This window comes from Bordetella genomosp. 7, assembly GCF_002261415.1.
Classification (GTDB): Bacteria; Pseudomonadota; Gammaproteobacteria; order Burkholderiales; family Burkholderiaceae_B; genus Bordetella_A.
This window is the reverse complement of sequence record NZ_NEVI01000014.1, coordinates 61,777-74,853: the sequence shown is the minus strand read 5'-3', so window position 1 is coordinate 74,853 and position 13,077 is coordinate 61,777. Positions and strand designations below refer to the sequence as shown.

Here is a 13,077-nt window from a genome sequence, read left to right as displayed (position 1 = left end):
GCCAAGCCCATGTCTTTACGGATATTTCATCACAAGAAGGGCGTCATGCCGAGCTTGATCGCCGCGCTGCTCATGCCGGCCCTGGCTCACGCGTTCGACCCTTTTGTCGTGCGGGATATCCGCGTAGAAGGCATCCAGCGCACTGACGCCGGCACGGTGTTCGGCTACCTGCCGGTAAAGGTGGGCGAAGAATTCACCGAGGCCGAAGCCACCGAGGCCGTCCGCCGCCTGTATGCCACCGGCTTTTTCAGCGATGTGCGCATCCAGACCGACAACGACGTCGTGGTGGTCGTGGTCCAGGAACGCCCCACGATCGCGTCCGTCACGTTCAACGGCATGCGCGAGTTCGACTCCAAGGCGATCACCACGTCGCTGATGCAGGTGGGCTTCGGGGAAGGGCGCATCTTCGACCAGTCGATGCTCGAGCGCGCCGAATACGAACTCAAGGAACAATACCTGGGCAAGGGCAAGTACGGGGTCGAAGTCACCTCCACGGTCACTCCCTTGCCGCGCAACCGGGTCGGCGTCAGCTTCGATGTATTCGAAGGCGAAGTCGCCAAGATCCGCCAGATCAGCGTGGTGGGCAACAAGGCCTTCTCCGAAAGCGAACTGCTCGACCTGTTCGACCTCACCACGCCCGGCTGGCTTACCTGGTACACCAACACTGACAAATACTCGCGCGAAAAGCTCGAGGGCGACATCGAACGGCTGCGGTCGTTCTACCTCGACCAGGGCTACCTGGAGTTTTCCGTCGAGCCGCCGCAGGTCACCATTTCGCCCGACCGCAAGGACATCTACATCACCGTCACCCTGCACGAGGGCGAACCCTACAAGGTGCGCAGCGTGAAGCTGGCGGGCAACCTGCTGGGCCTGGACAAAGAAATCAACGACCTGGTGCAGGTCAAGCCAGGCGAGACCTTCTCGGCCGCGCAGGCCAACGATTCGGCCAAGGCCATCACGGATTACCTGGGCGAGCTCGGTTATGCATTCGCCAACGTGAACCCCAACCCGACGCTCGATCGCGCCAAGCACGAAGCCGACGTCACGTTCTATGTCGATCCCAGCCGGCGGGTCTACGTGCGCCGCATCCAGATCGGCGGCAATACCCGCACCCGCGACGAGGTCGTGCGCCGCGAAATGCGCCAGGAAGAGGCCGCGTGGTACGACTCGGGCGACCTCAAGGTTTCTCGCGACCGCATCGACCGGCTGGGGTATTTCAGCGAAGTCAACGTGTCCACCGATCCGGTGCCGGGCTCGCCCGACCAGGTCGACGTCAACGTCGACGTCAAGGAAAAGCCCACCGGCATGATCAACCTGGGCGTGGGCTACGGTTCATCCGAAAAGGCCATTCTTTCGGCGGGCATCAGCGAAGACAACGTGTTCGGCAGCGGCACCAACCTGACGCTGCAGTTCAACACCAGCAAGACCAATCGCGCCGCGGTGCTTTCGCACACCGACCCGTATTTCACCAAGGACGGCATCAGCCGCACCACGTCGGCCTACTACCGCGTGACCGAGCCCTGGGACAACAACGACGGCGACTACCGCGTCAAGGCGATGGGCCTGGGCATGAACTTCGGCGTGCCCATCTCTGAATACGACCGTGTGTTCCTGGGTGCTACGTTCGAACGCAACCAGATCGACCTGTACAACAACTCGCCGCTGGCCTACCGCGACTTCGTGGACCAATACGGCGACAGCACGAACGCCCTGATCTTCAATGTGGGCTGGTCCAAAGACACCCGCGACAGCGCGCTGGCCCCGACCAAGGGTTCGTACACCCGCCTGAAGGGCGATTTCTCCACCATGGACCTGAAGTACTACCTGCTCACAGCGCAGCAGCAGTACTACATTCCCCTGGGGCGCAGCTACACGCTGGCGCTCAACGGCATGATCGACTACGGCCGCAGCTATGGCAGCCTGGACTACCCGGTCATCAAGAACGTCTATGCGGGCGGCATCGGCACCGTGCGCGGCTACGACGGCGCCTCGCTGGGTCCGCGCGACACGCTTACCGGCGACTATCTGGGCGGATCGCGGCGTATCGTTGCCAATGCGCAGCTGTACCTGCCGTTCCCCGGCGCATCCAAAGATCGTACGCTGCGGTGGTTCGTGTTCGCCGATGCCGGCCAGGTGGCGGCGGGCAGCGGCATGAATTGCACGGCCGGCGAACCGGGCCGCGAGGTCGACGATCCTTGCGGCTGGCGCTATTCTGCGGGTATCGGGCTGTCGTGGCAGTCCCCGCTGGGGCCGCTGCAGCTGTCGTATGCCCGTCCGCTGAACGCCAAGTCGGGCGACGATCGCCAGAGCTTCCAGTTCCAGATCGGTACGGGTTTCTGATCGCCGTCAGTTACGCCTGATCACACGGGCAGGTGGCGGCGCCCCGGCGGGCCGCCTGTTTAGTGGCACAATATCGGCTTTGCTTTACCTCATTGGAAGGTGAGATTTTCATGATGTCTGATTTCGCACTCAACACCTCGAGCCCGGCGCGACGCGTCGGCAAACTGCGCGGTACGCTGGCCTTGGCGGGTGCGCTGCTCCTGGGTTCCGTCGTGGCGCTTCCTGCCCACGCGCAAGGCACCAAGATCGGCTTCGTGAACACCGAGCGCATTCTGCGCGAGTCTGCACCGGCCAAGTCCGCGCAGTCCAAGATCGAGTCCGAATTCAAGAAGCGCGACGACGAACTCCAGCGCCTGAGCAACAACTTGCGCGCCCAGGCCGAAAAGTTCGACAAAGACGCGCCGGTGCTGTCCGAAACCGACCGCACCAACCGCCAGCGTGAGTTGTCGCGCCTTGATACCGAGCTGCAGCGCAAGCGCCGCGAGTTCCAGGAAGACTTCAACCGGCGTCGCAACGAGGAATTCTCGGCCATCGTCAACAAGGCCAACCAGGCCATCAAGCGCATTGCAGAGCAAGAGAACTACGACCTCATTGTGCAGGACGCCGTAACGGTCAATCCGCGTGTGGATATCACCGACAAGGTGATCCAGGCCCTCGGCAAATAATCGGCGGCGTCACACGCATGCCGATCCTGCTGGATCCCGCCCGCGCGCCGGCCCTGGACGCACTGCTGGCGGCTGCCCACACCCAAGGCCTCGAATGGCATATTGAGCCTGCGGCAGGCGACCCTGCGGCAGGCGAACCTGCGGCAGGCGGTGCCATGCCCCGTATAAGGGGCATCGGCACGCTGTCCTCCGCGGGGCCCGAAGAAATCAGCTTCCTGACCAACCCGCGCTACCAGAGCCAGTTGGCCGATACTCGCGCAGCGGCCGTCATCCTGTCGCCCGAAGCGGCCCGGGCGCTGGCGGACAACCCTGCGGCGCCGGCATGCGCCCGGGTGGTTTGTTCCCAGCCCTACCTGCTTTATGCACGGCTGGCCCAGTGGTTCGACGCCGCGCGCCAGCCTGCGCAACCTGCCGGCATACACCCGTTGGCAGTGGTTGCCGATGACGCCGTGATCGAAGACGGCGTGCGCATCGGCCCGCATTGTGTGGTCGAATCCGGCGCTCGCGTCGGGCGCGGCAGCACGCTGGGGCCGGGATGCGTGATCGGCGCCGGCTCGTCGCTGGGCCCCGACTGCCTGCTGCACGCGCGGGTCACCCTGTACCCCAACGTGCGGGTGGGCGCGCGCGCCATTCTGCACAGCGGCGTCGTGCTGGGAGCCGACGGCTTCGGCTTCGCACCGGACCCGACGCTGGGCAAGGGCGCGTGGGGCAAGATCGCCCAGCTGGGGGGGGTGCGCATCGGCGATGACGTCGAAATCGGCGCCAACACCACCATCGACCGCGGCGCCCTCGAAGACACCGACATCGGCGATGGCGTCAAGCTCGACAACCAGATCATGCTGGGGCACAACGTGCGTGTGGGCGCCCATACGGCCATGGCCGCCTGCGTGGGCGTCGCGGGGTCCACGGTTATCGGCTCGCGCTGCACCATTGGCGGCGCGGCCATGCTTTCCGGCCACCTGACGCTGGCCGACGACGTCCATATCTCGGGCGGCACCGCGGTCACCTCGAGCATCACGCAACCCGGCCGCTATACGGGCGTGTATCCTTACGCCGAGCATGGTCAATGGCAGCGCAACGCCGCGGTCATACAGCAACTGTCACATTTGCGCCGCCGCCTGCGGTCGCTTGAAAAATCCTGATCGATCCGCCGGCCGTGCCGGCGCGGCAGAACTATTAAAACAGTAGGAAACTTTACGAATGGAACTCGACATCAAGGCGATCATGGAGCGCTTGCCGCATCGCTACCCGATGCTGCTTATCGATCGCGTGCTGGAGATCGTGCCGGGCAAGTCCATCGTCGCCATCAAGAACGTGTCCATCAACGAGCCGTTCTTCGAGGGTCATTTCCCGCATCATCCCGTCATGCCGGGCGTTCTCATCACCGAAGCCATGGCCCAGGCCGCGGCGCTGTTCTCGTTTACCGACGAAGACGGCGGCCTGAAATGCGACAGCGCCAAGACGGCCTACTATCTGGTGGGCATCGACGACGCCAGGTTCCGCCGCCCGGTGGTGCCGGGCGATCAGCTTCGCCTGGAAGTGCAGGCCGAACGCCTGAGCCGCGCCATCTGCAAGTACCAGGGCAAGGCCCTGGTCGACGGCCAGATCGTGGCCGAGGCCAAGCTCATGTGCGCCATCCGCAGTCTGGAAGCCTAAATGTCCGGAAACATCCATCCCACCGCCATCGTAGACCCCGCCGCCCAGATCGACCAGAGCGTGCGGATTGGCCCATATTGCGTCGTGGGGCCCGGCGTCACGATAGGCGCCGGGACGGAAGTCGGCCCGCATTGCGTCCTGGATGGCGTCACCACCATCGGCCGCGACAACCGCTTCTACCGGTTTTGCTCCATCGGCGGCATGCCGCAAGACAAAAAGTACGCCGGCGAACCCACGCGCCTGGTGATCGGCGACCGCAATACGGTGCGCGAGTTCACCACCTTCAATACGGGCACCGTGCAGGACGGCGGCGTCACCACGCTGGGCGATGACAACTGGATCATGGCCTATGTGCATATCGCGCACGATTGCCATATCGGCAGCAACACGATCCTGGCCAACTCCGTGCAACTGGGCGGCCACGTGCATGTGGGCGACTGGGCCATCGTGGGCGGCCTGACCGGCGTGCATCAGTTCAGCAAGATAGGCTCCCACAGCATGACCGGCGGCAACAGCTCGCTGATGCAGGACATGCCGCCCTACGTGCTGGGCGCGGGCAATCCGTGCCGGCCGGTCGGCGTCAACGTCGAGGGCCTGCGTCGCCGCGGGTTCAGCGCCGAAGTCATCTCCAGCCTGCGCGAGGCCTACAAGATCGTGTATCGGCGCGGCTTGTCGCTGGACGAGGCGCGCGCCGAACTGCGCGCGCGCCAGAAATCGCACCCCGAGGCCGAACAGGCCCTGCAGATATGGCTGGACTTCTTCGACGCCTCCAGCCGGGGCATCATCCGGCCATGAGCTTGTCCGTGGGCATGGTGGCGGGCGAGCCCTCGGGCGACCTGCTGGCCAGCCGGGTCATCGCGGGGCTGCGCCAGCGCGACGCCGGCCTGTCGTGCCAGGGGATAGGCGGGCCCGCCATGCAGGACGCCGGCTTCCAAGCGTGGCATCCCATGCATGCGCTGACCGTGTTCGGCTATGTAGACGCGCTCAAGCGCCTGCCGGGGCTGCTGCGCACCTACGGCGACGTCAAGCGCCGCTGGCTCGCGCAGCCGCCGTCGGTGTTCGTGGGCGTGGACGCTCCCGACTTCAACCTGAAGCTCGAGTTGCAGTTGCGGCAGGCGGGCATTCCCACGGTGCACTTCGTCGGTCCGTCGATCTGGGCCTGGCGCTACGAGCGCATCAACAAGATCCGTGCGGCCGTGTCGCACATGCTGGTGCTGTTTCCGTTCGAAGAAGAGCTCTACCGCAAGGAAGGCATTCCGGTCACCTATGTGGGCCACCCGCTGGCCGATGCCATTGCTCTGCAACCCGACCGCCAGGCGACCCGGCAGCGCCTGGGCCTGGACGACAATGCCCGCGTACTGGCGATCCTGCCGGGCAGCAGGTCGTCCGAGATCCGCATCCTGGCGCCCCGGTTCCTGCAGGCCGCGCAACAACTGCAACGGCGCGATCCGCGCCTGGTGTGCATTGTGCCCATGGTCAACGCGCAGCGCCGCCAGGAATTCGAAGCCGTGCTGGCGCAGTATCCGGTGCCCGGGCTGCGGTGCCTCACCGCCGATGACCTGCCCGCCGCGGCGGGGCAGCCCGTGGCCTGGAGCGCGCTCGAGGCCAGCGACGCAGTGCTGGTCGCCAGCGGCACGGCCACGCTTGAAACGGCGCTGTTCAAGCGTCCGATGGTGATCTCGTACTATCTGTCGCCGTGGATGCGCCGCATCATGGCCTGGAAATCGGGCCAGCAGCGCCCCTATCTGCCCTGGGTGGGGCTGCCCAATGTGCTGTTGCGCGACTTCGCGGTGCCGGAGTTGCTGCAAGATGACGCCACGCCCGATAAACTTGCCGAAGCGACCTGGGTGGCCCTGACCGACGAGGCGCACGCCGCCCGCATCGAAACCCGATTCACCGCGCTGCATCGCGACCTGACCCGCGATACGGCGCGCCTGGCCGCGCAGGCCATTGTCGAGGTAGCCCATGGCGCAGCATAGCCTGTTCGCCGCCACGCCCGATTTTGCCGGCGTCCTGATGGCCGGGGTGGACGAGGCTGGCCGGGGCCCGCTGGCGGGCGGCGTGTATGCCGCCGCGGTCATCCTCGATCCGGGCCGTCCGGTCGACGGCCTGGCCGACTCCAAGGCGCTTACGCCCGAAAGGCGTGAAGAACTGGCTGCGTACATCCAGGAGCGTGCGATGGCATGGTGCGTGGCCAGCGCATCGGTGTGCGAGATCGACACCCTGAACATCCTGCGGGCGACGATGCTGGCCATGCAGCGCGCCGTCGAGGGCCTGGCGCACGTGCCGCAGGTGGCGATGGTCGATGGCAACCAGGCGCCGCCCCTGCGTTGCACCGTGCAAACCGTGATCAAGGGCGACGCCCTGGTGCCCGCCATCTCGGCCGCGTCGATCCTGGCCAAGACGGCGCGCGATGCGGATCTGCTGCGCCTGCATCAGCAGTATCCACAATACGGCTTCGACCAGCACAAGGGCTATTGCACGCCGCTGCACGTCGAACGCCTGCGCCAGCATGGCCCTTGCCCCGAGCATCGCCGCAGCTTCGCCCCGGTCCGCGAGCGCCTGGCCGTGCCCGCATGAAACACATTACGTCGCGCGACAATCCCGCCTTCAAGCAGTTGTCGCGCCTGGGCGCGCACGCGGGGCGGCGCGGCGCGCAGGCCCTCCTGGAAGGCGTGCATTTGTGCCAGGCGTGGCTGCAGCACGTCGGCGCCCCGTCCATGGCCGTCTTTGACGCCGAACGGGTGCAATATCCGGAACTCGCGGCTTTGCTGGCGGCGTTGCCGTCGAACCTGGTGCTGCTGGCCGATGCGCGCCTGCTGCGCCAGCTCGAAACCGTAGAAACCGGCCAGGGCGTGCTGTTCGTCGTGGATCCGCCGGAGCCGGCGCTGCCGGCGCGCCTGGCCGAGCCCATGGTGTGGCTGGATCGCGTGCAGGACCCGGGCAATGTCGGCACCATCCTGCGCAGCTGCGCGGCGGCTGGAATCGAAAGAGTGCTTTTGTCGGCGGGCTGTGCGGCGGCCTGGTCGCCCAAAGTGTTGCGTGCGGGGCAGGGCGCGCATTTTGCCCTGGCGCTGCACGAACACGTGGACCTGCCGGGCTGTACAGAGCGGCTGGAAGTTCCCCTGGCGGTCACCACGCTGGGCAACGCCGTCAGCCTGTACGAGGCCGCGTTGCCGGCAGCCTGCGCCTGGGTATTCGGCCACGAAGGTCAGGGGGTGTCGCCCGCATTGCAACAGGCCGCCGTGCTGCGGGTGCGCATCGACCACGAGCCGGCGGTGGAATCGCTCAATGTCGCGGTGGCGGCCGCGCTGTGCCTGTTCGAGCAACGCCGCCAGCACCGGGCCGGCGGCTGACGGGCGCACCGCGCCCCCGCCGCGGGCCTCAGTTCGACCGGCCCAGGCCCACTTCCTGCATCACCGTGGTGGCGATCTCCTCGATGGACTTCGTCGTGGTCGACAGCCAGGAAATCCCTTCACGTCGCATCATGCGTTCGGCTTCCGCGACCTCGTAGCGGCACTGGTCCAGGTTGGCGTATTTGCTGTTGGGACGCCGTTCGTGGCGCACCTCGGCCAGGCGCTCGGGCTGGATAGACAGGCCGAACAACTTGGCGCGGTACGGCGCAACCGTGGAAGGCAGGGTGCCCCGCTCGAAATCGTCGGGCGTCAGGGGAAAATTGGCGGCCTTGATCGCGTACTGCATGGCCAGGTACAGGCTGGTTGGGGTTTTCCCGCAGCGCGATACGCCCACCAGGATCACGTCGGCCTGGTCGAGCTGGTTGATGAACTGCCCGTCGTCGTGCGCCAGGCTGAAATTGATGGCGTCGATACGATTGCGGTATTGCTCGGAGTTGGCCGCCATATGCGACCGGCCCACCGAATGGCTGGATTTCAGGCCCAGGGCCTTTTCGATGTGGCCGACGAAGGTGCCGAACAGGTCCAGGAAGACCCCGTTGGCGGCGCGCACGGTTTTCATGCTGGCCGGATCGACCAGGGTGCTGAACACGATGGGAGGCACCCCGGTTTCACGGGCGTTTCGATCGATACGCGCCGCGACTTCGCGGGCTTTTTCCTGTGTGTCGATGAACGGCAGGCGCACGGGCTTGAAATGTACTTCTTCGAACTGCGACAGGACCGAGTGACTGAACGTTTCCGCGGTGATGCCGGTACTGTCGGAAACGATGTAGACGGTGCGTTCGATAGTGGGGGAAGCCATATGTAAAATATTCCAACCAAAGGGGAAAGCCATGGTGCCCGACCGGGTACAATCTGCCCCCGAATAAGTCACCCCAAGAGCGGTCCAAGGCCAGTTTGGTCAGCGCATCCGGATGCATTGACCAAACTCGCTTTCTCTCCATTGTAAAAGGTGACTTCAATGTCGTATGTCGTTTCGTTCGAGCAGCTCCGCATGTCGGATGTGGACTCGGTAGGAGGCAAAAACGCATCATTAGGTGAAATGATCAGCCAGCTGTCTGGCGCGGGGGTACGCGTGCCGGGCGGCTTTGCCACGACTGCCGAGGCCTTTCGCGACTTTCTCAAAGCCTCGGGACTGGACCGTCGTATCGCTGATCGTCTGAGCACCCTCAACCCCGAAGATGTCCGCGAGCTGGCCACTGCTGGCGCCGAGATCCGCCAATGGATCGTCGACGCGCCGTTCTCGCCGGAATTCGAACAGCAGATCCGCACCGCCTTCGCCGAGCTCGATGCCGACGGCAAGGGGTCTTTTGCCGTGCGCTCGTCGGCCACCGCCGAAGACTTGCCCGACGCCTCGTTTGCCGGCCAGCAGGAAACCTTCCTGAACGTCGTCGGCATCGACGACGTGCTGGACAAGATCCGCCACGTATTCGCCTCGCTGTACAACGACCGCGCCATTTCCTATCGCGTACACAAGGGCTACGCGCACGCCGAAGTGGCATTGTCGGCAGGTGTGCAGCGCATGGTGCGCTCCGACAAGGGCAGCGCCGGCGTGATGTTCACCATCGACACCGAATCGGGCTTCAAGGACGTGGTGTTCATCACCTCCTCCTATGGGCTGGGCGAGACGGTGGTGCAGGGCGCCGTGAACCCGGATGAGTTCTATGTGTTCAAGCCCACGCTCGAGCAGGGCCACTATCCGATCGTCAGCCGTCGCATCGGCTCCAAGCTGATCAAGATGGAGTTCGATCCCGAGCGCCCCGAAGGCCGAGCCGTGCGCACGGTGGACGTGCCGGTGTCCGAGCGCAACCGTTATTCGCTGACGGACGACGAAGTGATCGAACTGGCCCGGTATGCGGTCATCATCGAGAAGCACTACGGCCGGCCCATGGATATCGAATGGGGCCGCGACGGCATCGACGGCAAGATCTACATTCTGCAGGCGCGTCCCGAAACGGTGAAGTCGCAGCAGGGCAGCAACGACGTGCAGCAGCGCTATCGCCTGAAGGCCACCGGCCAGGTGCTGGTGACCGGACGCGCCATCGGCCAGAAGATCGGTTCCGGCCCGGTGCGCGTGGTGGCCGACATTTCCGAGATGGACAAGGTGCAGGCCGGCGACGTGCTCGTTACCGACATGACCGACCCCAACTGGGAACCCGTCATGAAGCGCGCTTCGGCCATCGTGACCAATCGTGGCGGACGCACGTGCCACGCGGCCATCATTGCGCGCGAACTGGGTATCCCCGCGGTGGTCGGCTGCGGCGAGGCCACCGACCTGCTCAAGGAAGGCCAGGCAGTCACGGTGTCGTGCGCCGAGGGCGACGAAGGCCGCATTTACGATGGCCTGATCGAGACCGAAGTCGAGGAAGTGCGCCGTGGCGAGATGCCGCCCATCGACGTAAAGATCATGATGAACGTGGGCAATCCGCAGCTGGCCTTCGATTTCGCGCAGATTCCCAATGCCGGCGTTGGCCTTGCCCGCCTGGAGTTCATCATCAACAACAACATCGGCATCCACCCGAAGGCGGTGCTCGATTATCCCAATGTCGATGGCGAACTGAAAAAGGCCGTGGAATCGGCCGCGCGCGGCTATGCCAGCCCGCGCGCGTTCTTTGTCGAGAAGCTGGCCGAAGGCATCGCCACCATTGCGGCGGCGTTCTGGCCCAAGTCGGTCATCGTGCGCATGTCCGATTTCAAGTCGAACGAGTATCGCAAGCTGGTGGGCGGCTCGCGCTATGAGCCCGAAGAAGAAAACCCCATGCTGGGTTTCCGCGGCGCTTCGCGCTACATCGCCGCCGAGTTCGGCGAGTGCTTCCGCATGGAATGCGAGGCGCTCAAGAAGGTGCGCGACGATATGGGCCTGACCAACGTCGAGATCATGGTGCCTTTCGTGCGTACCGTCAGCCAGGCAGCCCGGGTCGTCGAATTGCTGGGCTCGCATGGCCTGGCGCGCGGCGAAAACGGCCTGAAGCTCATCATGATGTGCGAGGTTCCCTCCAACGCCATTCTGGCCGATGAGTTCCTGCAGTACTTCGATGGTTTCTCCATCGGTTCGAACGACATGACCCAGCTGACGCTGGGCCTGGACCGCGATTCGGGCATGGAACTGCTGGCCGCCGATTTCGACGAGCGCGACGACGCGGTGAAATTCATGCTGCGCCGGGCCATCAAGGCCTGCCTGGCGGCGAACAAGTATGTCGGCATCTGCGGCCAAGGCCCCAGCGACCACCCCGATTTCGCTCAATGGCTCAAGGACGAAGGCATCCTGTCGATGTCCCTGAACCCCGATACGGTGGTGGATACCTGGCAACGTCTGGCCAAGCAGGGCTGAAGCTGCTCGGCTTGCCGTCAGGCAAGCTTGCCGGTGTGAACAAGCCTGGCGCCTTTGGGGCGCCAGGTTTTTTTGTGCGCGGCGGCTGGGTACGGTGTGTGATACCCGGCGGGAGTCAGGCACCAGCAATCGGCTTTTCGGCTGGGTGGTGTCTGACACCCTGGCGGGAGTCAGACACCTGGACGTGGGCTGCCTGGAAGTGTGCTGCCTGGAAGTGGGCTGCCGCCGGTGTCTGACTCCCGTAGGGTGTCAGACACCCTGGATGGCTGGCGGCGCCGCCGCGCGCGCTTTATGCCTGTTGAGTGGCGGCCGCGTGGTCGGTGTGAGCAAGCCTGGCGCCTTTGGGGCGCCAGGCTTTTTTGTGCGCGGCGGCTGGGTGCGGTGTGTGATATCCGGCGGGAGTCAGGCACCAGCAATCGGCTTTTCGGCTGGGTGGTGTCTGACACCCTGGCGGGAGTCAGACACCTGGACGTGGGCTGCGTGGACATGGGCTGCCTGGAAGTGGGCTGCCGCCGGTGTCTGACTCCCGTAGGGTGTCAGACACCCTGGATGGCTGGCGACGCCGCCGCGCGCGCTTTATGCCTGTTGAGTGGCGGCCGCGTGGTCGGTGTGAGCAAGCCTGGCCCCTTTGGGGCGCCAGGCTTTTTTGTGCGCGGCGGCTGGGTGCGGTGTGTGATACCCGGTGGGAGTCAGACACCAGCAATCGGCTTTTCGGCTGGGTGGTGTCTGACACCCTGGCGGGAGTCAGACACCAGGAAGTCGGCTGCCTGGACATGGGCTGCCTGGAAGTGGGCTGCCGCGAGTGTCTGACTCCCGTAGGGTGTCAGACACCCTGGGTGGCTGGCGACGCCGCCGCGCGCGCTTTATGCCTGTTGAGTGGCGGGCGCGTGGTTCAGGCGCAGGAACCTGCGCAGCAGGCTGGCCGCGGTAGGGGTGGGCTTCAGGTTGGCGGCCAGCGCGGCGGCGTCCAGGCCTTCGCGCGCATAAACGGCCTGATAGCGTATCAGGTGCGCGCGCAGGAATTCCGGGCCGAATTCCGGATGAAACTGCGATGAATAAATACCGGGAGCCAGGCGCACCAGCTGATGGGCGTCGAGCGCAGAGCGCGCCAGGGTCACGGCGCCATCGGGCAGGCGCGTGATGGTCTGGGCGTGCAGCAGTTGTGCGGGAAAGCTCACCGGCAAGCCGGCCATGAGCGGGTCGCCTTCGGCGGCGGGCAGGCAGTCGATGGTTTGCGTGCCCAGTTCGCGGCCCTGCGGGTTGAAGTCGACGGCCCCGCCCAGTGCATAGGCAAGCAGCTGGTGGCCGTAGCAGACGCCGAACATGGGCAGGCGCTGCGCGGCGGCCTGGCGCAGCCACTGGGCCGTCTGTTCGCTCCAGCTTGCGTGGTCGGTGACCATGGCCGGGGAGCCGGTGATCAGCACCGCGCGATAGGCGTCGGCGCCCAGAGGCGTTTGCCCCTCGAAGACGCGCACGATATGTGCGGCATCGGCGGCCAGGCCCGCGGCATGGCGCAGCATCTGCGCATAATCGCCGTGGCGGCGCCGCAGGCCGTCGTCGGGGTCGCCAGTGTGCAGGATGAGCACGGGACGTTCAGGGCGGACGGCGGGGTTCATGCCGCCATGATAAGCTCCGCGCCGCGATTTCGCACGGTGTGTGGCGGAAATCCGTA

The 13,077-nt window shown here is 65.3% G+C and carries 11 protein-coding genes; 9 read left to right on the top strand and 2 right to left on the bottom strand.

The genetic code is table 11. The features are described 5' to 3' along the window. Positions 1-9: 9 nt before the first annotated feature. The 8 genes from bamA to CAL18_RS07260 all read left to right on the top strand — a co-directional run bounded on the left by bamA (position 10) and on the right by CAL18_RS07260 (position 8,017). Positions 10-2,340, top strand: a complete 2,331-nt coding sequence (bamA, locus tag CAL18_RS07295; RefSeq protein ID WP_094796585.1) for an outer membrane protein assembly factor BamA — start codon at positions 10-12, stop codon at positions 2,338-2,340. Between the two features lie 110 nt (positions 2,341-2,450). Further along, complete coding sequence (locus tag CAL18_RS07290) at positions 2,451-3,005, top strand: OmpH family outer membrane protein (RefSeq protein WP_094796584.1); 555 nt, start codon at positions 2,451-2,453, stop codon at positions 3,003-3,005. Between the two features lie 17 nt (positions 3,006-3,022). After that, entirely contained in the window at positions 3,023-4,147 is a 1,125-nt protein-coding gene (gene lpxD / locus CAL18_RS07285; RefSeq protein WP_094817618.1) for a UDP-3-O-(3-hydroxymyristoyl)glucosamine N-acyltransferase, read from the top strand. A 58-nt stretch (positions 4,148-4,205) separates the two neighbouring features. Then, entirely contained in the window at positions 4,206-4,661 is a 456-nt protein-coding gene (gene fabZ, locus CAL18_RS07280) for a 3-hydroxyacyl-ACP dehydratase FabZ (protein ID WP_026637873.1), read from the top strand. Further along, positions 4,662-5,456: an acyl-ACP--UDP-N-acetylglucosamine O-acyltransferase gene (gene lpxA / locus CAL18_RS07275; protein ID WP_026637872.1), complete on the top strand. Its 795-nt coding sequence runs from the start codon at positions 4,662-4,664 to the stop codon at positions 5,454-5,456. Then, positions 5,453-6,640, top strand: coding sequence for a lipid-A-disaccharide synthase (gene lpxB / locus CAL18_RS07270; protein WP_094817617.1), 1,188 nt, complete (start codon positions 5,453-5,455; stop codon positions 6,638-6,640). Before lpxA ends, lpxB begins: the two co-directional genes overlap by 4 nt. After that, positions 6,627-7,241 (top strand): ribonuclease HII, encoded by a 615-nt coding sequence (rnhB, locus tag CAL18_RS07265; RefSeq protein ID WP_094817616.1) that lies wholly within the window; start codon positions 6,627-6,629, stop codon positions 7,239-7,241. Before lpxB ends, rnhB begins: the two co-directional genes overlap by 14 nt. Further along, entirely contained in the window at positions 7,238-8,017 is a 780-nt protein-coding gene (locus CAL18_RS07260; RefSeq protein ID WP_026637869.1) for a TrmH family RNA methyltransferase, read from the top strand. Before rnhB ends, CAL18_RS07260 begins: the two co-directional genes overlap by 4 nt. A gap of 28 nt (positions 8,018-8,045) precedes the next feature. Here CAL18_RS07260 and ppsR read toward each other — a convergent pair whose 3' ends face one another. Beyond that, the gene (ppsR, locus tag CAL18_RS07255) at positions 8,046-8,876 is read right to left on the bottom strand and encodes a posphoenolpyruvate synthetase regulatory kinase/phosphorylase PpsR (protein WP_026637868.1); all 831 of its coding nucleotides are present in this window, start codon (positions 8,874-8,876) and stop codon (positions 8,046-8,048) included. Between the two features lie 159 nt (positions 8,877-9,035). Here ppsR and ppsA point away from each other — a divergent pair, with 159 nt between their 5' ends. Next, on the top strand, positions 9,036-11,405 hold the full coding sequence (gene ppsA, locus CAL18_RS07250) for a phosphoenolpyruvate synthase (RefSeq protein WP_094796580.1): 2,370 nt from the start codon (positions 9,036-9,038) through the stop codon (positions 11,403-11,405). An 863-nt stretch (positions 11,406-12,268) separates the two neighbouring features. Here the strand turns inward: ppsA and CAL18_RS07245 are convergent. Then, positions 12,269-13,021 carry a glutamine amidotransferase gene (locus CAL18_RS07245; protein ID WP_094817615.1) on the bottom strand — a complete coding sequence of 251 codons (753 nt, stop codon included), beginning with the start codon at positions 13,019-13,021 and terminating at the stop codon, positions 12,269-12,271. Positions 13,022-13,077: the final 56 nt, after the last annotated feature.